Origin of the sequence: Flavobacterium ovatum, from assembly GCF_040703125.1 — a bacterium.
GTDB lineage: Bacteria > Bacteroidota > Bacteroidia > Flavobacteriales > Flavobacteriaceae > Flavobacterium > Flavobacterium ovatum.
This window is the reverse complement of the sequence record NZ_CP160035.1, coordinates 1082663-1107362: the sequence shown is the minus strand read 5'-3', so window position 1 is coordinate 1107362 and position 24700 is coordinate 1082663. Positions and strand designations below refer to the sequence as shown.

The following is a 24700-nucleotide window of genomic DNA, read 5'->3' as shown; positions in this document are numbered from 1 at the left end:
TTGAAAAATCACTAAAAGTGGGTATTGTAAGAATAATCATTTGTCTATACTTTTAAGATTAATAGAATCGTAAAAGTATAGACAAATGAGAACAATACTACTTCATATAATAATTATCTGGATTCCACTTAACTCGTATGGACAAAGTATTTTTAAAAATAGTATTAATGATACAAACCCTAGCCTGACGAATCCTTACATTAATGGACAAACATTCGACCAAAATCTCAATGTCTCCGGAATAGGAAGAGGAACTGGCATTAACGGAAACACAGGAGGCAACAGGTATAACGCACGAGATTGGAACACGTCAAACCTTGACACCAATGATTATTTTGAATTCAGCATAACCCCTCAATCAGGCTACAAATTAAACCTTACTACTTTAGAATATAAGGCACAAATTTCAGCCACGGCAGGGCCAATAAACTTTGCTTTTAGATCTAGTGTAGATGGTTTTACTAACAATATAAGTACCCCTACAATTCTTAATTCAGGATCTGAAACTACTCCACAGCCGATTGATCTATCAAGTTCAGAATTTCAAAATATTAATCTAAACATAACTTTCCGATTCTATGCTTGGGGCGGGAGTAACACTACAGGAACTTTTAGTATTAATGAATTCTCATTTAATGGAATTGTTAGTTGTAATTCACCTACTCCAACTATAGATACAATTAAACAACCCGACTGTAATAGCAAAACAGGGACAGTAACATTAATTAACTTACCTACACCTGGAACCTGGGACTTATATCAAGATAACTCTTTAATTCAATCTGGAGGAATTGGAAACACCGCCACCGTAGTAAATATCAATGCCGGTAATCACAAATTTAAAATAGCAAATAATTATTGTTCATCAGCATTTTCTACTGAAGTCTCTATTAATTCTAATACCACCACATGGGATGGAATTTCATGGTCTAATGGAAACCCCAGCAACGTCAATCACATCGTATTCAACAACTATTACTCCTCAACAAACCCTATAGAATGTTGTAGTTGTCAGGTTAATTCCGGAAATGTTGTAATTCATGGAGGACATACTCTTAAAATCACAAATGGATTAAATATCGTTGGAGGCAAACTAACATTTGACAATAATGCCAGCCTAATTCAACTTAATGACTTCGCTACAAACTTTGGATCCATTACCTATCAAAGGCAAACAACTCCCGTTAGTAATTTAGACTATACCTATTGGTCTTCACCTGTAACAGGATTTACCATTGGCGCTGTTTCCCCTAATACACTGTCAGGAAAATGGTATTCCTATAATGCAACAATCAATAATTGGAGACAAGAAAGCGCAAGTACAATTATGAATAAAGGGATAGGATATATCATTAGAGGCCCTGAAAGCAACAAATCACCCAATCCACCAAATATTCAACTAGCCTCCTTCATTGGAATACCAAATAATGGAATAATTAGTACTCCAATAACAGGAAATGACCACTCGAATCTTATTGGAAACCCCTACCCCTCAGCTATTGATGCAGATTCCTTTATTACCCAAAATTCTACTCTGATCGATGGTACACTCTTTTTTTGGACACATAATACTTCCATCCAATTGGCTACTAATATCACTAATGGAACAGCAGGTAGTGGAAAATATGCCTATACATCTGACGATTATGCGTCCTATAATTTAACTGGAGGAGTAGCAGCCTTTCAAACCCCAACAATTTCTGGAAGAACAAATACCGACATCCCAACTGGAAATATTGCCGCTGGTCAAGGATTTTTTGTAACTGGAAGCACCACAGGAAACATAAAATTCAGCAATAGTATGCGGATAGGGAATGAAGATACCTTATTAAACAACTCTCAATTTTTCAAAACTTACACTACCGTAAGAAATAATGTTATTAATAAAAATAGAATTTGGTTAAATCTAACTAATAATCAAGGTGCCTACAAACAAATTTTAGTAGGCTACATAACGAATGCGTCAAATGATTTTGAAAACAATTTTGACGGTCAAACTTTTGACAGCAATCCTTATATCGATTTTTATAGCACTATTGGAAATAAAAAACTTGTCATACAAGGAAAAGGCCTCCCCTTTGATGAATTGGACATTGTTCCGTTAGGGTATCGTTCTGATATCTCAGGTGAATTCAGTATTAATTTATCACAAGTAGATGGCAACTTCATCAATAAACCCATTTATATTGAGGATAAAATAACGAACTCTATCAGAAACATCAAAGACGGACCTTATACTTTCACATCAGAAAAGGGTATCTTTGACAATCGATTTATATTGCGATATACTAACGACAAGCTCACCAGAAACTCGATAGAAAAAAGCTCAAAAGACATCCTCATCTACAAAAAAAACCACTGTATAAAAATTAAATCTTTGAATGAAAATATCGAAGAAATTATAATTATAGACTTAATAGGAAATCAATTGCTGAAAAGGAAAAACATAAATTCCAACCAATATACTGCTCTTGATTTACCTTCAGAAAATCAAATTTTAGTGGTCAAAATAGTCTTAAAGAACAAACAATTAATAGTAAAAAAGATTGTTTATTAAAATCTATTCATAAAAAAACCGCCTCAAATTTGAGACGGTTTCTAATCTTTTATTATTTTCCTTTTTGAGAGGCTTCTAAATTTCTCTCAATTTCATGACCTGGCCGAGACCATTTTGGTTTTTCACCTAATGATGAATATTGAGAATCAACTGCTTCTACAGTTTGTGGTTGTGTTACTTTAGTAAATGCTTTTTGAGGATTTAATCCTAATAACTCAAACATTTTCATGTCTTCATCAACATCTGGGTTTGGAGTCGTCAACAACTTATCACCTGCAAAAATAGAATTTGCTCCAGCAAAGAAACACATAGCTTGACCTTCTCTACTCATATTCATTCTTCCTGCTGACAATCTAACTTGCGTTTCTGGCATAATAATACGGGAGGTAGCTACCATACGAATCATTTCCCAGATTTCAACTGGTTTTTCTTCTTCCATAGGGGTCCCTTCAACAGCAACTAATGCATTGATAGGCACTGATTCTGGCTGAGGATTTAGTGTAGACAGCGCTACTAACATTCCCGCTCTGTCTTCAACACTTTCACCCATACCAATAATTCCACCACTACAAACAGTAACATTGGTTTTACGTACATTCTCTATAGTTTGAAGACGGTCTTCAAAACCTCTTGTAGAAATAACTTCTTTATAATAATCTTCAGAAGTATCTAAATTATGGTTGTAAGCATATAATCCTGCCTCAGCTAAACGTTGTGCTTGGTTTTCAGTAATCATTCCCAAGGTACAACATACTTCCATATCCAATTTATTGATCGTACGGACCATTTCTAACACTTGGTCAAATTCAGGACCGTCTTTAACGTTACGCCAAGCAGCACCCATACACACACGTGAAGATCCACCGGACTTTGCACGTAATGCTTGCGCTTTTACTTGATTAACACTCATTAAGTCGTTTCCTTCTATATCCGTATGATAGCGAGCTGCCTGAGGACAATACCCACAGTCTTCTGGACATCCACCTGTCTTTATAGACAATAATGTTGAAACTTGAACAACATTAGGATCATGATGTTCTCTATGTATAGATGCTGCTTCGTAAAGCAAATCCATCATAGGTTTATTGTATATAGCTATAATTTCCTCTTTTGTCCAATTGTGTTTTGTGATACTCATCGATACGTTTTTTAAAGCTCCAAAAGTAGTCAAATAGTTCTAATGAAGCAATCTAAAATACCGAAAAGCTAAATAGTATACAACAACAGCATTAATCCGTAGAGAGACGGTTATTCCAGTACAACATTAACAACATGGTAACAATAACAGAAGAAGCTATTCCTTCAAAAAGAAGACAAATAGAATATGCCTCAATTGACGGGTTTCCGCCAAATAAAAAAGTTTTAGACAAAGAGTGAACATAAGCATCTCCTCCCTTTATGTAACTATATACCACTAGTCCAACAACACTCATAACCACCCCTATGACCGAGGTAATCATAGCTGATGTAGCATTTTCAATAAATTTTTTTTTACCTTCTGAAAGATTCATCTCAATAGATCTATTCACTCCATAAAAAACAAAAAGAACATTAAAAAGTCGCAAATAAAACAAATCCGCATACCCTAACACGTTCATTAGCATAAAATAAAGAGCAATTCCACTAAAAATGATACTTCCATTTATTATTTCCTTTGAAACTCTCATATTTCCTTTTTTTTTAAATAAAAATAAAACAAAAATAATCTTAAACCTACAAAAAACCGAGCTAGAAGTTATAAAACATTAATTGTGATTCTTGTTCGAAACATACCGATTATCCCAACTTAACATTAAAATAAAAGTAACAATTACAGCGGAAACAATTCCTTCAAAAAGCAATGAGATAGAATAGGTCATAATTGAAGGGTTTCCTCCAAACAATAGAGTCTTAGATAGTCTTTGTACAAATTCATCCCCACCTTGTAAGTAACTATAAGCAATAAGCCCCACAATACTTAAGAACACACCAATAAGTGCCGTGAAAAGTGCCGAAATTGCATTTTCAGAAATAAGAAGCTTTCCTTCAGCAAAATTAGATTTCAGGGTTCGGTCGGCACCGTAAAAAACGAACAAGATATTAAAGAAACGCAAATAGAACAAATTAGATAAGCCCGCAAACTCCATCAATAAAAAATAGAGTCCAATACCTATAAAAATCAGAAAACCGTTTAAAAATTCTTTTGATATTTTCATCTGTATAATATTAAAAATTAACAAATACTTCTTTGATAAACAACGGAATACATGTCAAATTTACGGAAAATTTTGAATAAATACAGAACGAATGAAGAATTCTTTTGCTATTTACTGCAATTTTTTAATATAAGCCTGCGCCGCATTTTTGTCTTTTTCAATTTGCCTTTTTAACAACTCAAAAGAATCAAATTTTTGTTCGGCTCGAATATAATGCAAAAATGCGACCTCAATTTCTTGATCATATAAATCAGCATCAAAATCTAAAAAATGAACCTCGATTGACAATTTATTCTCCCCAATGGTAGGATTAAAACCAATATTCATCAATCCAAAAACAGTTACATTATTAAGAATGCTTTTTACTACATATACCCCATTCAAAGGGATCAGCTTGTAGTCTTCTTTAATTTTTAAATTGGCGGTAGGGAAGCCAATAGTTCGTCCTAAACGTTTTCCTTCAGAAACCAAACCTGTCAAAAAATAATCATACCCCAAATAACTATTAGCAAGACTAATATCCCCTTCACCAATAGCTTTCCTAACTTTTGTAGAACTAACAGAAATATCATTTAATTCTTGAACTAAAATTTGCTCGACTTCAAAACCATATTTTTCACCAAAACCTATTAAATCATCAATATCCGCCGTTCTGTTTCTTCCAAAACGATGATCATAACCGATGATGATTTTATGAATTCGAAATTGATCCACTAGAATAGTCGTAACAAATTCCTCGGCTGTTAATCGTGAAAAACTTTCATCAAAGGGATGTATAACTAAATTCTCAATACCTATTGCCTCTAACAACTTTACTTTTTCCGGAATAGTGTTCAGTAATTTAATTTCAGATTTTTCTTGAAGTACCATTCTTGGGTGTGGAAAAAAAGTCAACACTAGACTTTCATATTCCTTATTTTGGGTACTCTGAATTAATTTCTCCAATATTTTCTTATGACCTATATGTACCCCATCAAAGGTACCCAAAGTCAAAATTGTTTTCTTAGAGGAATTAAAATCTTTTATAGAATGAAAAATCTTCAATGTAATTGTTTTATGGTATTGCAAATTTATAATATCTATTTTAATTGTAGTCGTTTCAAGAATTGATTTTGGCTTATTTTTATAAAGGTTTTCTACTTTTTAGTTAAAGAAAAAGATTGTTTTACTAAAACAATTGAAAATACCATTTAAAAAGAGCTCAAGTTTAATATTTTAAATTAAAATCCCTTATTTTTGATTTACTATATTTGTATTTATTATGAAAAAATATGCTTTAATATTACTAGTCTTTACAAGCTATTTACAATTTTATGCCCAAAATCAATCACCTTGGAAAAGAGTAAATCCTACTCCTTCAACTATTTCAAATAAAAATACCGTAGAATCAATAATCGACAAAAAATTATTTTTTGAACTTGATTTACCATTATTAAAACAATACTTAACAAAGCTAGACAACAAAACAGCCAAAAAATCAGCCGTTGAAATCACTATACCCAATATTGAGGGGGTTTTAGAAACGTATTTAATACAAGAATACTCAAATTTTGAACCTGAACTACAATCAAAATATCCCGAAATAAGAGCATACGAAGGAAAAGGAATTACAGATAAAAAAGCAAAATTGCACTTTAGCATATCTCCAAAAGGAATCCAGACTATGGTTTTGAGAACAGATACTACTACTGAATTCATAGAATCTGACCCTGAAGAACAATCGAAATATATTTTATTTTCTTCAAAAAGCAGAAGCAAAGGAAGCCTTCCATTTAGTTGTAAAACCGAAGACATTGCATTAAACAAAAAACTATTAGGTCAAACAGCTAAGCTTTCATCGAATACTACGATTTTCAAAACATTACGACTAGCCTTGTCGTGTACTGGAGAATATACCACTTATCATGGTGGCACAAAAGAAGGTGCATTAGCCGCCATGAATGCAACGATGACAAGAGTAAATGCAATATTTAATCGGGATTTAGCAGTAAAACTAAACATTATAGCCAATAATGATTTAATAATATATACTAACGCAGCAAGCGACCCCTATTCAAACTCCAATTCACTTGAAAACTGGGCATTAGAACTACAAAACACTCTAACAACTGTTATTACAAATAGCGAATATGATATAGGACATCTATTTGGAGGATCTGGAGGAGGTGGAAATGCAAGTTGTATTGGTTGTGTTTGCGATAATCCTAGCCCAAGTAATCCTTACGGAAAAGGGAGCGCCTATACCTCTCCTAGCAACGGAAAACCCCAAGGAGACACTTTTGACATTGATTTTGTAGCCCACGAAATGGGACATCAACTAGGTGCAAATCATACTTTTTCACATGAAATTGAAGATACGGGAGTAAATGTTGAGCCAGGAAGCGGATCTACTATTATGGGATATGCTGGTGTAACAGATGATTATGATATTCAAGCAAACTCTGATGATTACTTTTCATTTGCAAGTATTTCACAAATACAAAATAACTTAAGTACAAAATCCTGTCCAGTAAGCGCTACAATCACCAATAATCCGCCAACAATAAATGCTGGAACTGATTATACCATTCCAAAAGGAACCGCATTTATTTTAAAAGGAACAGGTTCTGACTCCGAAGGAGATGCTATTACTTACTGTTGGGAACAAAATGATTCCGCATCCAATGGTGCTAGTCAAGCCAATAGCTTTGCTCTTACTACTAAAAATAGCGGTCCTTTATTCCGATCCCTATACCCTACAACCAACCCAACTAGATACATGCCTCCTTTTAACAATGTTTTAGCTAATAAACTAACTAGCAGCTGGGAATCTGTTTCAAATGTGGCCAGAACACTTCATTTTGTGTTAACTGGTAGAGATAATGCCACATTAGGAACAGCGCAAACAAACTCTGACGAGATGATTGTAACAGTTAGCGGAACAGAAGGACCATTTTCTATAAGTTCACAAAATACTGAAAACTTAACTTGGACACAGGGCACAAACGAAACAATCAATTGGACAGTAAACAATTCTAACAATTTGCCCGGTTCTACAAATGTCAATATTAAACTTTCTATTGACGGAGGTGTAACTTACCCAATAACACTTGCTTCAAGTACTCCAAATGATGGGTCCCAAATCATTACAGTCCCTAATATAACTGAGAAAAACTGCAGACTACTAATTGAACCAACAAATAACATCTATTATGCATTAAATAGCCAAGCATTTTCAATTGGATACACAATAGATTATTCTTGTAATAATTACACCTATTCTACCCCTTTCACGATTGCACAAAGCACAACCTACACCACTAGAACAATAACTCATCAGGCTACAGAAGGTGAGGTTTCAGACATTAATTTTAAAGTTGGACTAACACATGCTTTTTTATCCGACATACAAATGGAAGTTGTAAGCCCTAGAGGAACAACTGTCAAATTATTTAATAGAAGTTGCAGCGATACCAATGGAACTTTATCATTAGCTTATGATGACTCGGGCTCCGATTTAAGTTGCGGGCTAAGCACACTACAAACAGTGGCTCCTTTTGGCGCATTATCCGCTTTTAATGGAGAGAATCCTGAAGGAAACTGGACCTTCCGAATTAGAGACGCATACCCAGACGATACTGGAACTTTAAACTCCGCATCAATTACAATTTGCACTAAGACCTTTACACTAAAACAACCTGAATTTAGGATTCTAAATTTCACTCTTTATCAAAACCCAAACAATGGTAAATTCAAAGTTAAATTTGAAAGTGATTCTACCAGTATTATAAGAATAGAAATACTCGATGCACTTGGTAGAAAAGTACTCGGAAAAGAATTCCCACAAACAGAACTATTTGAGAAAGACATACAAATCCCTAATGCGCAATCAGGAATTTACTTTTTACAATTAATAGTGGGTGATAAAAAAATAATAAAGAAAATCATTGTGAATTAATTTCAAAAGACACAATCAATCAAAAGAATAGCCGGCTCATACTTAAGCACGGCTTTTTTTGGCAGTAAGATCCCCATGAAAAAGTTATTTTACACCAAAACCGCATAGTCCAATCTAATTTTTATCACATCGAGCGCAGTCGAGAAGTAATAGCAATTCTCGACTGTGTGCGAACTGACAATTGAACAATTTTACAAACATTATTGGTATTACTTGTCAACTCCTCATACTAATCACCTCATTTGGATAACAACACCTTTTAGTCTTTGCGTTTGTTTCTTGACTTGGCTATTATCAAAATAAACAAAGTCGAGAACATATTACTCTTCAACAAACCTTTTAATACACACAACCTAACAAATGCGAATCACTCTTACTCTCTAGACATAAAACACAAATGGCATAATCCAGCTTAAGCCATACTTTGGCATAAGGAGACACACCTTAAACAACAAAAAGCCCTACAAATAGTAGGGCTTTTAATATCAAAATTCAGTTAATTATTTTAGTCTGCTAAAACAATTACTTTATTATCTTTCATTTCAATAGTTCCTGAAGAAATAGCTAAAGTATAATTTTGATCGCTTACTTTAGTAAATAAATCATTTGATTCTTTACTAAACATAAAGCTTGAAGCATTAATACTTACTATTCCTTTTTGAAGTATAGAAACTATAGGTGCGTGATTATTTAAAATTTGAAAACTCCCATCAACACCTGGAACAGATATTGAAGTAATTTCTCCTTGAAATAAAGACCTCTCTGGTGATACAATTTCTAAAATCATAATTTATTGAGTTATGAATTATAAATTATGAGCTATAAGTTTACTGAAAAACTCATAACTCATAACTCATAACTTATTATTAAGCTTCTGCTAACATTTTTTCTCCAGCTTCGATAGCTTCTTCAATTGTACCTTTAAGGTTGAAAGCTGATTCTGGCAAGTGATCTAATTCACCGTCAATAATCATATTAAATCCTTTGATAGTATCCTTGATATCAACTAAAACTCCTTTTAATCCAGTAAATTGCTCAGCAACGTGGAAAGGTTGAGATAAGAAACGTTGAACACGACGTGCTCTAGAAACAGCTAATTTATCTTCTTCAGACAATTCTTCCAAACCTAAAATAGCAATAATATCTTGCAATTGTTTGTATTTTTGAAGAATCTCTTTTACTCTTTGTGCACAGTCATAATGCTCATCACCAAGAATTTGTGGAGTCAATATACGAGAAGTAGAATCCAATGGATCTACTGCTGGATAAATACCTAACTCAGCAATCTTACGTGACAATACCGTTGTAGCATCTAAGTGAGCAAATGTTGTTGCTGGAGCCGGGTCAGTTAAATCATCCGCTGGTACATAAACCGCTTGTACTGATGTAATTGATCCTTTATTTGTAGATGTAATACGCTCTTGCATAGCACCCATTTCAGTTGCCAATGTTGGTTGGTAACCTACCGCAGATGGCATACGTCCTAAAAGTGCTGAAACTTCTGAACCTGCCTGTGTAAAACGGAAAATGTTATCAACAAAGAATAATACATCTTTACCTTGGTCAGTTCCTGCTCCATCACGGAAATATTCTGCAATAGATAATCCAGATAATGCTACACGAGCACGAGCTCCTGGAGGCTCATTCATTTGTCCGAAAACGAAAGTAGCTTTTGACTCTCTCATTCCTGGTAAATCTACTTTAGACAAATCCCATCCTCCATTTTCCATAGAGTGCATGAATTCCTCACCGTATTTAATAATACCTGACTCTAACATCTCACGAAGTAAGTCATTACCTTCACGAGTTCTTTCACCTACTCCTGCGAATACTGAAAGTCCACCGTGACCTTTTGCAATATTGTTAATCAACTCTTGAATCAATACTGTTTTACCAACACCTGCACCACCGAACAATCCAATCTTACCACCCTTTGCATAAGGCTCAATTAAATCGATTACTTTGATTCCTGTGAATAAAACTTCTGACGAAGTTGATAAATCTTCAAATCTTGGCGCTTGACGGTGAATTGACATTCCATTCTCACCTGTTTTAGGCAACTCTGGCAATCCGTCAATAGCATCTCCAACCACGTTAAACAAACGTCCGTAAACATCTGCTCCAATTGGCATTTGGATAGGATTTCCTGTCCCTACTACTTCATAACCTCTACTCAAACCATCTGTTGAGTCCATAGATACGGTACGAACAGTGTTTTCACCAATATGAGATTGTACTTCTAGTATTAATTTAGTACCATCTTTTTTTATGATTTCCAATGAATCATAAATTTTCGGAAGTTCAACATCTTTACCGTTGAAAACTACATCGACTACTGGACCAATGATTTGCGCAACTTTTCCTATTACTCTTGACATTACTTATGTATTTAATAAATAGCTAATTAGGTTTATGAATACAAACAACCAAAAATATTGATTGACTGTTTTTTCAGATTGCAAAGATAATTTTTTTAAAACAAAAAATCAATAATTTTTTATATAAAAAAGTTCCTTTTTTTAATGAATCATTTATCACACCATAAAATACAACGAATTTACTCAAAAAAGAAAACCACCTCGCTTTAAAAGGAGGTGGTTTTAACTATCATATGTCAAAATTACTTTTATGGATTAAGTGTCCAAGAAACAAAATATTGATGCCCTATTGATCCAGCTCCTAAAACCTGGGTATATTCTTTACCTCCAATGTTTGTCGCTCCAAATTTAACAACAGATTTTAAACTTGGCAACCCATAATTAATTTGTGCGTCTACAACAGTTGCTGCAGAAATCATCCCATCAGCCATTGTTGATTGCCATAAATAGCTTTCATTCCATCTTACACTTGTATTGAATCCGAAATTTTTAAAAAGTTTCGTATTACCAACAGTAGCTTTTACTCTATGCTTTGGAGTATTGAAACCTGCCTCAAAACCTGGATCCTGTGCTTGGTCAAAATCAAATTGTGCGTAATTATAATTAACTCCAAAATCATAATCCCCAAACATTTTTTTAGACAAACCAACCCCAACACCAAACGAATTAATTGTTAATGGTGTATTAGTATATATTTGATAAGCTCTATAATTTCCTGTTGAAATCGCATGAACTGATTGCGCTCCAGTATCTGTAAATAAATTGGTAGCATTAGGGGTAGCCGGAGCATCTTGCACCACGCCATATAGCGGCGCTAACACAGTTGAATTACCTATAAAATTATTATAAATGTTATAGTAACCATTCAAGTCTATGTAAACTCCTTTTACTTGCGAACGGTACCCTAACTCAAATGCTTTCACTTCTTCTGGCTTAACCAAGCCTACATTGGTTTTTTTCCACAGTGCGGGATTCCCCGTGTCTATAGAAGACTTTGTATAAGATTTATAATAAGCATTATTACCATCTACTGCAACAGTTGCTCCATTAGCCAAAAGCTGACTTACAGCACCTGTTATCGGCAAAACCTCATTATATCTAGTTAAATTATCTGGTGCAGACCCAACTAAAACTGCTGGACCAACATTAAAACCTATGTACTGATCTTGAGTTGTTGGGTTTCTAAACCCAGTTTGAAACGATGCTCTAAAATTATGTTGTTTTTCACTACCACCAGCATAAACTAAAGATACTCTAGGGGAATAATTACCAGAAAAATTTTGTGCTTTATCGTAACGGATAGAACCAGTAAACTTCATTCTGTCTTCCATAAATTTCTTTTGTAATTGTGTGTACACACCATACTCTCTATAATCAATTTTTCCATTTGCATCAGTGTAAATTCTACCATGGGAATTTAAGGAATAAAGTCTATAAGAACCACCTACTTGAATTTCTCCAAATTTTATTAGGTCTTTTAAATTGTAATTAACATCCGAATGGTAAATTTTTGAATTATCTACAAGTTTAGAACCTGTTAATATATCTGGATCCGCAATTACTTTATTGAATGCTGCAATAAAAGCAGGAGTTCCAGGGATTAATCTTCCAGTATCTGCATTTGTACGCGCCAATGAATTAGCACTAGTTACATTTGCATTGGCAGCACCAAATGCTCCTCCCATAGCCTGTGCATATGTAGTCGCGTACTGAGTAAACCAATCTTTGTCTGATTTCCAAGCTCTATTTACGTTCCAAGCTGTGAATTGCATATCATAGGACTCTCCACCATCTTCAGACGTTGTATAACCACGCACAAAAAAGTTTTTCCCTTTCACTTCTAGTTTATGTTGTTGCATAAAAAAGTTATTCAAGTAATATCTATTTGCTCCTTGATAAACTGCATTTCCTAAACCAAATTTACTAAGCCAAATAATTTCTAATCTTTCATCACCAAGTGGTCTAAAATGCAACGCAAAATCTACTTTAGTATTACTTGCTTTATTGTTAGTCAAATCTGTTTCATTGTAACCTGTTCTGGAAACATTACTAAGTCCAACAGCTGATAAAGCTTGACTAACCTCATCACCATACACATTCACACCATCGTAGTTTTGATGACTTCTTGTTCTACCCTGCACAGTTCTATCATCGTAATTTGTAGCAAACCAATCAGTACCTTCCATGTGCGTGAAATTAAATTTAGCTGCAAAATGTTTATCAAAAGCATGAGCCATTCTAATTCCAAAATCATAATAACTATTATTACCTGCTGCTTTTTGACTAGTCTGACCATACTTTAAATAAGTAGAAATCCCCGGGCTATTAAACGGACTTTTACTGTTCATAAACATAATCCCATTAAAAGCATTTGCACCATATAAAGCAGAAGAAGCTCCAGGCAATAACTCTACACTTTGAACGTCAATTTCAGAAACACCAATCATATTCCCTAACACAAAATTTAGTAAAGGAGAGGAATTATCCATACCATCCACCAATTGCATAAAACGAGTATTGGCTACAGTTGCAAATCCACGGGTATTTATAGACTTAAAGGTCAAACTACTCGTATTCATCTGAACCTCTTTTAGATTTTCAAGACCATCATAAAAGGTAGCAGATGCAGATTTTTTAATATCTGCCGTCCCCATTCTTTCAATTGTCACTGGCGATTCGATAATTCTCTCTGGTGTCCTAGAAGCCGAAATAACAATTTCATCTAATTTATTATGTTCGTCGCTGAGTACAATACTAACATTTTGATTATTTGAATCAACATTTACTTTTTTTGACTCAAAACCAACACTAGAAAACTCAACCTTCCATGGGAATTTTTTATTAGATTTCAACACAAACTTCCCATTGCTATCTGTCACCGTACCAGAATTATCTCCAACGATTTTAACATTAACACCAAAAAGATTCTCATTATCCGCACTAGTAACCAATCCGGAAATTGAATTCTGAGCAATACAGACAGAAGTAAAAAATAACACAGTAAAAAGCAATTTAATTTTCATAGGTTAAGGTTTTAAGAATTTACTGACTCTAAATTACTTTATTTATTACTATTTTCAAAAAAAAATGTTAAAAAAAATAAAATATCACAATAAAAAAAGAAGAACAATAACAAACACACAATATGTTTTTTGAATTTAATAGTGATATTTCGTTAAAAAGCAATATTTTGTATGCGTGCATATAAAATATTGGCAAATAAATTTAATTTATCATAAAAATCACCAAAAAAAAAGAGATCCCCTTTTATAAGGGAATCTCTTAATGTTTTTAAGCAATAAATACTATATTCTAACATCTAAAATGCTACTCCACCGTGACAGACTTAGCCAAGTTACGCGGTTGATCTACATTACAACCTCTTAAAACAGCAATGTGATAAGATAATAATTGCAAAGGAATAGTAGTTATTAATGGTGATAATGCATCTGACGTTTCGGGAATTTCAATGACATAATCTGCTAATTTTCTAACTTCCGTATCGCCTTTAGTAACAATTGCAATAATCCTTCCGCTTCTAGATTTTATTTCTTGAATATTACTTACAATTTTATCGTAGTGACCTTGAATAGGAGCCACAACAATTACTGGCATATGTTCATCAATTAAAGCAATGGGTCCGTGTTTCATTTCAGCTGCCGGGTAACCTTCGGCATGAATATATGATATCTCTTTTAATTTCAACGCCCCTTCTAATGCTACTGGAAAATTATACCCTCTACCTAAATATAGACAATTAGCTACATCTTTAAATGTTGCAGCAATTTCTTCAGTAATTTTATTTGTTTCTAAAGCTTCTTTTACTTTTTCAGGAATCAACTCTAACTCCAATAAATAACGGTGAAAATCTGATTGTGACAAAGTCCCTTTAGCTTTAGCTAAACGAAGGGCAATCATTGTCAACACTGTAATCTGCGTTGTAAATGCTTTTGTAGAAGCAACACCAATTTCAGGACCTGCATGGGTATAAGCACCCGCATGAGTCTCTCTTGAAATAGAAGAACCGACTACATTACATACACCAAAAACAAAAGCACCTGCTTCTTTTGCCAATTTAATAGCCGCCATAGTATCAGCGGTTTCACCAGATTGAGAAATGGCAATCACCACATCATTGCTATTAATAATTGGATTACGATATCTAAATTCAGAAGCGTATTCTACTTCTACAGAAATACGTGCAAATTCCTCAAAAATATATTCTGCAACCAACCCCGCATGCCATGACGTTCCACAAGCAATAATAATAATACGGTTAGCGTTTAAAAATTTTTCAATATTATCCTCAACACCAGCCATCTGGACAATACCTTTATCCGCAAGCAATCTTCCTCTATAAGTATCTTTGATTACATTAGGCTGTTCATAAATCTCTTTTAACATAAAATGCTCGTAACCGCCTTTTTCAATTTGTTCCAAATTCATTTGCAACTCTTGAATATAAGCGTCCACAGGAGCATCACTAGATATTTTACGAACTTTTAAAGGCTGATCTTTCTTAATTATAGCAATCTCGCCATCTTCTAAATAAACCGCGTTAGAGGTATATTCGATAAAAGGAGAAGCATCTGAAGCAATAAAATATTCTCCTTCACCAACACCTATCGCAAGCGGACTTCCTAATCGAGCAGCAACAATTTCGTCAGGCTTTTTTTTATCAAAAACAGCAATTGCATAAGCACCCACCACTTGATTTAAAGCTAACTGAACTGCCTTTCCTAATTTTAATTTTTCGTTCTTTTGAATTTCTTCAATTAAATTCACTAAAACCTCAGTATCAGTATCAGATTTGAACGAATATCCTCTTTTTATTAATTCTTCTTTTAATGGTGCATAATTCTCAATAATTCCATTGTGAATAATAACTAATTCACCCGAATTAGAAAGATGCGGATGTGAATTGATATCATTTGGAACACCATGAGTAGCCCATCGAGTATGGCCAATTCCAATAGAACCATTGTTACATTCTTTATCAGCTTTAGCTTCAAGATCAGCAACTTTACCTTTAGTCTTACAAATCGTTATATCATTACCATCATAAGTCATGACACCTGCACTGTCATAACCCCTATACTCTAAACGCTTTAACCCTTTTATAATAATAGGGTATGCTTCTCTATGACCTATATATCCAACAATTCCACACATATATTTAGATTAATTTGGTTTTGTATAATAAATTTCTAATTTCACACGCTTATCATAATTCGGATCTCCCATAGGAATGTTATTCCCGAATAAAACAATCCCTAAAGGATTCATCACTGAAGCCTGAGGAGCCTGAGTACTATTTGTTGTTTTTAGTTTCGCTGAAGTAATATTATTAATATTCTCTGTTACTACCAAACCTAATTTTATATTTGTTGAATCTTTTTGTATCAAATTCCTAACATGATTAGTTATTCTAAACTTATAAATACTATTACCCGAAGCGTCTTTTGTTAACATTCCTCCATAAGTAGTTTTACCATTTTTAGAAGTTGTTCCTGAAGTTACATCATAGTAATAGTCAACAAGTGGCCTGTGATTAGTATAATCATACAAATACAAACGTTGCGGTTTATAAACTCCCGTAAAAGAAGAATTATCAACATAAAAAATTAAATTAGCCTCGTTAACTAACCATCCATTACCTTTGATTGTAGCCAAATCACCTCTATCAAAAAGAGTAACAACGGACATTGCACCTTCACCACCTTTCACATACAATCTACTATCTCCTAAAGTAGCATTTGCTGCATTAGTGGTTGTTGAGTATTTTGTTTTAGTATCTGATTGCTCCAATAAACTTACACTATTACCTGTTAAGTTAAGTACTATAGAATTATCAACTCTGGCACCTGTCTCTCCTTCTTTGAAATTAATGGTGATGGTACCACCAGCAAAATTCAACATCGCCAAATTGGATGTATTAGCACCTGATTTTTCAACTTGAAAATACAAACCTCTAAAATAATCTCTAAAAACATCGTTCGAAGCTAACTTCCCAGAAGCCACAGCATCAACAATTTTATTTTGAAAATACGTTTTATTAAGCTTCAACGACATAGCTGGAACAGAATAAGTAACTGTACTTACACCATCAACGATAGTCGTTACAGAATGCTGTGTTTTATCAAAGAAAAAGGCATCATTTTGACCTACATCTACAACATCATCATTTAATCTAGCATCTACTTTCACATTATTGAAAACCGAATTTTGATCTGTATAATATTTCTGCGCATCTACAAAACCTCCTATTGGATCTAAATTTCTTAAAAAATAACCTGAACGAAAAACGCTTAACTTCAATTTCGCATTCACATCTCCATAAATAGAATCCAACACGTAATCATTACCACCATTACTATTAGCAACCGTTTGAGTATTATCTACAAAATAAGGGATGGATAACACTACACTTTCTACTATAGGACTAACACCAATAGTTGGACTAACAGTTACTAAAGATAATTGCGTAACAAAATTTGCAGTAGTCGTTCCAAAATCAGGATCTTCATAGATCCCTAATGGATTTATAGTTTGATTATTAGATTGTATCGCCGTTAATTTTTGATTGTACGCCACTACTTCAGAAGGGTACTTTGCATAATCAAAGTGATTACCACCAATTAAGTCACCGCCAATTGAATTATAATCTTTATCACAAGAATACAAAAAAACAATACTACATATTATAAGGACTTTTTTCAAAAAAGATTTACTGTACATATCTGATACTAAAATTAATTATAGATTTTCGCTATTGTAAAAATTGCTATATGCTTCCGCAAATGCATCTTTAGGCACGAAAGGTAAAAAAGGTTTACCCGATGATTCTATAAATTTTGTTAAACTTGCTGATAGACTTTCTGAAGCGATTATAACACCGTCAGAATGCTTAACCGCAGCCTTAATAACACCTTCATAATCAGGAGTCACTAAATCTGAAATAGCTTCTTCAGGAACTCCATCAAGTTTTACTTTATTAATCATCTCTGCATCAAGACTACCTTCAAAAGACTGTCCATACACTGATGTTATAATTTTTGTTTCAGAGAACAAAGCCTCATTTTTGTAATAATGCTTCATGTAAACCGGAAGCATCGCTGCCATCCAACCGTGAACATGTATAATGTCTGGAACCCAATTTAATTTCTTAACAGTTTCAACCACACCTTTAGCAAAAAAGATAGCACGTTCGTCATTATCCGGATACATTACACCGTCTTCATCAGCAAAAGTTGCTTTTCTTTTGAAATATTCATCGTTATCAATAAAATACACCTGAATTCTTTCTTTTGGAATAGAAGCTACTTTGATAATCAATGGCATATCTAAGTCATTCACTACTAAATTCATCCCAGATAGTCTGATTACTTCGTGTAACTGATGTCTTCTTTCATTAATATTTCCATATCTCGGCATAAAAATTCTGATTTGTCCACCTTGATCATTTACCATCTTCGGAACATCGTAAGACATCAAAGAAACTTCATTTTCAGCAAGATAAGGCACCACTTCAGATGATACATATAATATCCTCTTGTCTTTCATATTGTAATTTGCTTTATTTATTGGCAATAAAAACCATGCAAAATTACGAAATTTTATGCAGTTATTAACTAAAATATTATGTTTGCAGTTAATTTTAATAAAACAGCCATGCCAATTTTCTACGGAAAAGCAGCTTTGATGACTTATTTGAAGTCTTTCAAAAACAAAAACACAACTATTGGCTTTGTTCCTACCATGGGAGCATTACATCAAGGACACCTTTCTTTGATGCAACAATCATTGAATGAAAATCAACATACGGTTGTAAGCATTTTTGTAAATCCAACACAATTCAACAACCCTGAAGATCTTTCTAAATACCCTAGAACGTTAGAACAAGATACTGAAAAAATCAACGGATTAAATCCCGAAATTATCGTCTACGCTCCTTCCGTTGAAGACATATACGAAGGCAATACCAACTCAGAAACTTTTGATTTTGACGGATTAGAAAACCAAATGGAGGGCAAGTTCAGACCAGGACACTTTGACGGAGTGGGCACAATTGTAAAACGCTTGTTCGAAATTATTGAACCGACTAATGCTTATTTTGGCGAAAAAGATTTTCAACAATTGCAAATAGTCAAGAAAATGACTCAAAAAAGCATGCTCCCAGTCACAATTGTAGGATGCCCTATTCATAGAGAAACCAATGGACTTGCAATGAGTTCAAGAAACGAACGCCTTACATCGCAACAAAGAGATGAAGCAAATATGATTTATCAAACTATAATTCAAGCTAAAGAAATATTTCAAAACCAAAGTGCTTATGAAGTAAATCAGTGGGTTCAATCAGCCTTTAACAACAACGCAACATTTGAGTTAGAATATTTTGAAATTGCTGAAGAAGAAACGCTTTTGCCATGTATTGACAAATTAGAAGATAAAAATTATCGCGCATTTATAGCTGTTTTTGTTAATAATATACGTTTGATTGATACAATTTCACTAAAATAATTTACTTTTGCGCCATGCAAATTCAAGTACTAAAATCAAAAATTCATCGCGTAAAAGTAACTGGTGCCGATTTAAATTACATTGGCAGTATTACAATTGATGAAACACTACTAGAAGCTTCAAACATCATTGAAGGAGAAAAAGTAGCCATCGTGAACATTAATAACGGAGAACGTTTTGACACTTACGCCATCAAAGGTGAAAGAAATTCAGGTGAAATCACCTTGAATGGACCAGCAGCTCGTAAAGTTCAAAAAGACGATATCATCATCATCATATCCTATGCTACTTTGGACTTTGAAGAGGCGAAAACCTTCAACCCTTGGATTATTTTCCCAAATGAAAAAGACAATTCGCTAACATAATTAGCTTCATAAAATTATATTCTAAGGAGTCTGTTTACCCAAGCAGACTCCTTTTTGTATAATATATAATAATTTTGGGCGTGCCCCGCCAAAAAAAGCGGGTCGGGCTATTCGTTACAATCTTTTATAGTATCCCGCTATCGCTCCATACTATAAAAGGATTTCCACTACTATCCCTCACGCAATACCCACACAAATCGATATATTTCACAAAAGGTTAATAATTAACAAAACCATTTCTCTCCCTATGAAATCGTTTATTTTTACGCTATTTTTGAAACCTTAAACAACGATTTAATTTCAAGCTATGGCCAAAGTGAAAACTACTTTTTTTTGTCAAAATTGCGGAGCACAATATGCCAAATGGCAAGGACAATGTAATTCCTGCAAAGAATGGAATACCATAGCCGAAGAAATCATTCAAAAACAAGAAAAAGTAGCTTGGAAAAGTGAATCAACTCCAACCAATAGAGCCTCAAAACCTTTAAAGATTACCGAAATTGATTCGACTCAAGAAGTTCGAATGAACACTACCGATGCCGAATTGAATCGTGTTCTTGGCGGTGGTTTGGTTCCTGGATCCTTAACCCTTTTGGGAGGCGAACCCGGAATTGGTAAAAGTACCTTGTTGCTACAAATTTCACTAAAATTACCTTACAAAACCTTGTATGTTTCTGGTGAAGAAAGTCAAAAACAAATCAAAATGCGGGCAGAACGCATCACCGATTCCAGCGACAACTGCTACATTCTAACCGAAACGAAAACACAAAATATTTTCAAACAAATTGAAGCCATCAAACCCGAAATCGTCATCATCGATTCCATACAAACACTGCATACCGATTACATAGAATCTACCGCAGGAAGCATCTCCCAGATTCGAGAAACCACCGCCGAGTTGATTAAGTTTGCAAAAGAATCTAATATTCCCGTGATTTTGATTGGCCACATCACCAAAGACGGAAACATAGCTGGTCCCAAAATTCTTGAACACATGGTCGACACCGTGCTTCAATTTGAAGGCGACCGCAATCATGTTTATCGTATTTTACGCTCCCTAAAAAATCGTTTTGGCTCCACAGCCGAAATCGGAATTTACGAAATGCTAGGAAGCGGATTGCGTGAAGTTTCCAATCCGTCTGAAATTTTAATTTCACACAAAGACGAAGAATTATCAGGAACCGCCATAGCCACCACACTTGAAGGAATGCGACCATTGATGATCGAAATTCAATCTTTAGTCAGCACAGCTGTTTATGGAACACCGCAACGCAGCACTACAGGCTATAACGCCAAAAGATTAAATATGATTCTAGCCGTTCTCGAAAAAAGAGCGGGCTTCAGATTAGGTGCCAAAGATGTTTTCTTAAACGTAACCGGAGGGATTTCTGTTGACGATCCTGCTATTGATTTAGCTGTTGTTGCGGCCATTTTATCTTCTAACGAAGACATTCCGGTTAACAAAGGCTTTTGCTTTGCTGGCGAAGTGGGCTTATCGGGCGAAATCCGACCTGTAAACCGAGTAGATCAGCGCATTCAAGAGGCCGAAAAATTAGGCTTTTCGACTATTTTTGTATCCAAATACAATAAAATAGCCTCGAAAAACACAGGAATTAAAATTGAATTGGTTGCCAAAATCGAAGATGTGGCAAGTATGTTGTTTGGATAAAAACAGAATATTACGCAATATAAAACACCTTACTTGACTCCTTAATCACTGATAATTAAATATTTAATTATCAAATAACGATTTATTATTGTTATTATTTTGTATCTTTATAAGAAGCCATTTTCTTCTTTAAAATATTTCAAAAGTAAAACCAAGAATCGAAACAATAGATCCTTTTTACTAACAAATTGGTGAAAATTTAAATCATGACACCTCATTTGAAAAAATATGTTTTTATTAAAATAAAGAGAATCGCTAAACCCAAGAATCCTTTCTAAAAACACATTCTTTTTATGTATTTACCTGTAAATTTAAAATTGATTATTATTAGCGATTGGGGTTCAAACGAATTAAGAAACACAAAAAGCGAGAACTAAACCGCTAAATGTTGTTTTTCAATAACTACGATACAAGTATCACATATCAAAATTATTAACTAACTAAAACCCATAATAATGAAAAAGCAAACTGGCATTTGGATAGACTCAAAAAAAGCAATCATTGTAACACTAGAAGGCGAAAATGAATCTATAACTGAAATTATATCAGACATAGAAAACCCTGTACATCATGACAATGAAGGAAACAAAGGTTCTTTCTTCGGAAATCAACATGTGAATTCTGAAAAAACATTTGACGAAAGAAAAAAGAACCAAACCAATACCTACCTCAAGGACGTTATTACTTCACTTCAAGAATCAGATGAACTGTATATTTTTGGCCCAGCCGAAACCAAAAATAAATTACAACAAAAAATAAATGAAGAAAAAACTGATATTGCCAGTAAACTGAAATTAGTTGAAACTGCAGATAGCATGACGCCTAATCAGATTGTAGCACAAGTTAAAAAATTCTATAATTAATTACTTCGTTTTTAAATACTCGTTCAAAAGAATTACAACTTCTATTGTAGTTTTTTTTTGTACCTAAAGCAAAGTTTATTAAACTTTAGAGATAGATAATCGATGAGTTAAAAAAAGTCATTACTTTAGCTTCATACAGAAATGTTCTATAATTCATGAAAACGCTAAAACAAAAGACATTTATATTTTTAAGAATAGTTATCGCCTTAACTATCATTGCAATCATTGGTCTTTTTAGTTTTAGAAATTCGCTATTACAACAACTCTTATCCAAAACAACTGCAAAAGCGAGCATCAAATACGATTGTAATTTCACGATAAAAGAAGGCTCTTTTGAAGGTTTATCTGGCATAAAATTGACCAAAATTGTCCTTGCTCCAAAGAATGCAGATACCCTTTTTAACATTCAAAAGATTGAAACTACCATTAACTTTTGGCATTTATTCCTGGGTGAGGTTCAACTTGGAACATTAAAAATAAATAATGGTTACGTACAATTAACCCAAAAAGGAAAAAGGAAAAATTTTGCTGCATTTATAAAAAAAGACAGCACAGAAACTACCATCACAGACAAATTAAATTATGCTTCATTTGGCTATAAAACCATTTCTAAACTTTTAAACTTGGTCCCAACCGACATGAAGATCGAAAAACTAGTTTTCAAAATCGATGACAACGGAAAAAAGGCAACTATTGACATCAAAAAACTAGTTCTTATCAACAAAAATCTTGAAACAGCTATTCATGTTCAAACCAATACTTTTGCACAACGCTGGAAAATCAAAGGATTAGCAGATCCACGAAATAAGCAAGCAGACATCCGATTCTTCAATTTAGATTCTGGGGCTATTAAATTACCTTACTTTGACGAACGTTACAACCTTATTTCCAGCTTTGATTCCATTCGTTTAAACATTCAAAATATAGAAAAAAGTAGTGGTGAATTTCATTTAGATGGTTTTGCCTCCATCGTTAATTTAAAAATCAATCATCCTAAAATAGCTAGAAAAGATGTGGTTATAAAAAACGCTCGTTTTGACTACCGTTTCCTTTTCGGATCTGACTTTATTTCGATAGACAGCAGTTCTACTGTTCAATTAAACAAAATAAAACTGCATCCGTATTTGTCCTACGATACCGAAGAGGACACTATTTACAGACTCAAAGTGACTATTGCAAAAATGAAAACCCAAGACTTTATTACTTCACTTCCTGATGGATTATTTACTCATTTTGAAGGAATGGAAGCTACGGGTGATTTTGACTATAAATTGAATTTTAAATTCAATAAAAACAAGCCTGATCAATTGGCATTTGACAGTAATCTTAAAAAAGAAAACTTGCAAATCACCAAATATGGTGAAGCCAACTTAAACAAAATTAATGGTGAGTTTACATACCGCGCTATCATAAAGGATGTTTTACAACGTCCCATTTTGGTGGGAACTGGCAACCCAAACTTCACGCCTTTAGATCAAATTTCGCCTTATTTACAAAAATGTGTTTTGACATCTGAAGACCCATCCTTTTTCAATCATCTTGGTTTTATTAATGAAGCCTTTAAACAATCTATTGTAAAAAACATTAAGACCAAGAAATTTTCCCGTGGCGCCAGCACCATTAGTATGCAGTTAGTCAAAAACGTTTTTCTTACTCGTGAAAAAACATTGTCACGAAAATTAGAAGAAATTCTATTGGTCTATTTATTAGAAAACAATAGAATTTCGAGTAAAGAACGCATGTTGGAAGTCTATTTTAATATTATCGAATGGGGACCAAATGTGTATGGTATTGGTGAAGCGAGTCAGTATTATTTCCAAAAAAAGCCTATTGATTTAACGTTAAATGAATGTTTGTATTTGGCTAGAATTATCCCAAGTCCAAATAAGTTTATGTACCATTTTAATACCGATGGAAACTTAAAAGACTCCTCTAAAAAAGTAGAATCCTTCCTAACCAACATCATGATTAAAAGAGGCGTATTGACTATTGAGGATACCATTTACAAATCACAGCCCGTGATTATCTCAGGTTCTGCGAGATCTTTAATCAGGATAAAAGTCAAGGATTCAATTAAAGTCGATTCATTGTTTATTTCAAAATTAGCACCACAACCAATTATGTCTAAAATCAAAAAATAAACTAACGTTTTATAGGTAGTTTTTTTGACTAAGCTTATATATTTCCTTAATCCATTTAAAGACCGTAAGAAAATA

The 24700-nt window shown here is 33.7% G+C and carries 17 protein-coding genes; 7 read left to right on the top strand and 10 right to left on the bottom strand.

Annotation, left to right across the window (positions count from 1 at the left end; genetic code table 11):
* Positions 1 to 85 precede the first annotated feature (85 nt).
* Positions 86 to 2557 carry a hypothetical protein gene (locus ABZP37_RS04875; RefSeq protein WP_366186099.1) on the top strand — a complete coding sequence of 824 codons (2472 nt, stop codon included), beginning with the start codon at positions 86 to 88 and terminating at the stop codon, positions 2555 to 2557.
* A gap of 52 nt (positions 2558 to 2609) precedes the next feature.
* Here ABZP37_RS04875 and bioB read toward each other — a convergent pair whose 3' ends face one another.
* From bioB to ABZP37_RS04855, 4 genes are all read right to left on the bottom strand, one after another.
* Complete coding sequence (gene bioB, locus ABZP37_RS04870; protein WP_366186098.1) at positions 2610 to 3695, bottom strand: biotin synthase BioB; 1086 nt, start codon at positions 3693 to 3695, stop codon at positions 2610 to 2612.
* Positions 3696 to 3786: 91 nt separating this feature from the next.
* The gene (locus ABZP37_RS04865) at positions 3787 to 4224 is read right to left on the bottom strand and encodes a hypothetical protein (RefSeq protein ID WP_366186097.1); all 438 of its coding nucleotides are present in this window, start codon (positions 4222 to 4224) and stop codon (positions 3787 to 3789) included.
* Positions 4225 to 4302: 78 nt separating this feature from the next.
* The gene (locus ABZP37_RS04860; RefSeq protein WP_366186095.1) at positions 4303 to 4752 is read right to left on the bottom strand and encodes a hypothetical protein; all 450 of its coding nucleotides are present in this window, start codon (positions 4750 to 4752) and stop codon (positions 4303 to 4305) included.
* Between the two features lie 111 nt (positions 4753 to 4863).
* Positions 4864 to 5796 carry a bifunctional riboflavin kinase/FAD synthetase gene (locus ABZP37_RS04855; RefSeq protein WP_366186094.1) on the bottom strand — a complete coding sequence of 311 codons (933 nt, stop codon included), beginning with the start codon at positions 5794 to 5796 and terminating at the stop codon, positions 4864 to 4866.
* Positions 5797 to 6013: 217 nt separating this feature from the next.
* Between ABZP37_RS04855 and ABZP37_RS04850 the strand changes: the two genes are divergently transcribed.
* Entirely contained in the window at positions 6014 to 8689 is a 2676-nt protein-coding gene (locus ABZP37_RS04850; RefSeq protein WP_366186093.1) for a reprolysin-like metallopeptidase, read from the top strand.
* A 505-nt stretch (positions 8690 to 9194) separates the two neighbouring features.
* Here ABZP37_RS04850 and ABZP37_RS04845 read toward each other — a convergent pair.
* The 6 genes from ABZP37_RS04845 to ABZP37_RS04820 form a co-directional block, all read right to left on the bottom strand.
* Positions 9195 to 9476 carry a F0F1 ATP synthase subunit epsilon gene (locus ABZP37_RS04845; RefSeq protein WP_366186091.1) on the bottom strand — a complete coding sequence of 94 codons (282 nt, stop codon included), beginning with the start codon at positions 9474 to 9476 and terminating at the stop codon, positions 9195 to 9197.
* Between the two features lie 79 nt (positions 9477 to 9555).
* A complete protein-coding gene (atpD, locus tag ABZP37_RS04840; RefSeq protein ID WP_366186089.1) occupies positions 9556 to 11067 on the bottom strand; it encodes a F0F1 ATP synthase subunit beta in 1512 nt (503 codons plus the stop codon).
* A gap of 248 nt (positions 11068 to 11315) precedes the next feature.
* Positions 11316 to 14090 (bottom strand): TonB-dependent receptor, encoded by a 2775-nt coding sequence (locus ABZP37_RS04835; protein ID WP_366186088.1) that lies wholly within the window; start codon positions 14088 to 14090, stop codon positions 11316 to 11318.
* 304 nt (positions 14091 to 14394) lie between these two features.
* On the bottom strand, positions 14395 to 16239 hold the full coding sequence (glmS, locus tag ABZP37_RS04830; protein ID WP_366186087.1) for a glutamine--fructose-6-phosphate transaminase (isomerizing): 1845 nt from the start codon (positions 16237 to 16239) through the stop codon (positions 14395 to 14397).
* A 9-nt stretch (positions 16240 to 16248) separates the two neighbouring features.
* Positions 16249 to 17805, bottom strand: coding sequence for a DUF4270 domain-containing protein (locus ABZP37_RS04825; protein ID WP_366186085.1), 1557 nt, complete (start codon positions 17803 to 17805; stop codon positions 16249 to 16251).
* Positions 17806 to 17823: 18 nt separating this feature from the next.
* A complete protein-coding gene (locus tag ABZP37_RS04820; RefSeq protein WP_366186083.1) occupies positions 17824 to 18630 on the bottom strand; it encodes a glycogen/starch synthase in 807 nt (268 codons plus the stop codon).
* A gap of 78 nt (positions 18631 to 18708) precedes the next feature.
* Here ABZP37_RS04820 and panC point away from each other — a divergent pair, with 78 nt between their 5' ends.
* The 5 genes from panC to ABZP37_RS04795 all read left to right on the top strand — a co-directional run bounded on the left by panC (position 18709) and on the right by ABZP37_RS04795 (position 24625).
* A complete protein-coding gene (gene panC, locus ABZP37_RS04815; protein WP_366186081.1) occupies positions 18709 to 19587 on the top strand; it encodes a pantoate--beta-alanine ligase in 879 nt (292 codons plus the stop codon).
* A 14-nt stretch (positions 19588 to 19601) separates the two neighbouring features.
* Positions 19602 to 19952 carry an aspartate 1-decarboxylase gene (gene panD, locus ABZP37_RS04810; RefSeq protein WP_366186079.1) on the top strand — a complete coding sequence of 117 codons (351 nt, stop codon included), beginning with the start codon at positions 19602 to 19604 and terminating at the stop codon, positions 19950 to 19952.
* A 307-nt stretch (positions 19953 to 20259) separates the two neighbouring features.
* Entirely contained in the window at positions 20260 to 21621 is a 1362-nt protein-coding gene (radA, locus tag ABZP37_RS04805) for a DNA repair protein RadA (RefSeq protein ID WP_366186077.1), read from the top strand.
* A gap of 455 nt (positions 21622 to 22076) precedes the next feature.
* A complete protein-coding gene (locus ABZP37_RS04800; protein WP_366186075.1) occupies positions 22077 to 22484 on the top strand; it encodes a hypothetical protein in 408 nt (135 codons plus the stop codon).
* 155 nt (positions 22485 to 22639) lie between these two features.
* The gene (locus ABZP37_RS04795) at positions 22640 to 24625 is read left to right on the top strand and encodes a biosynthetic peptidoglycan transglycosylase (RefSeq protein WP_366186073.1); all 1986 of its coding nucleotides are present in this window, start codon (positions 22640 to 22642) and stop codon (positions 24623 to 24625) included.
* Positions 24626 to 24700: the final 75 nt, after the last annotated feature.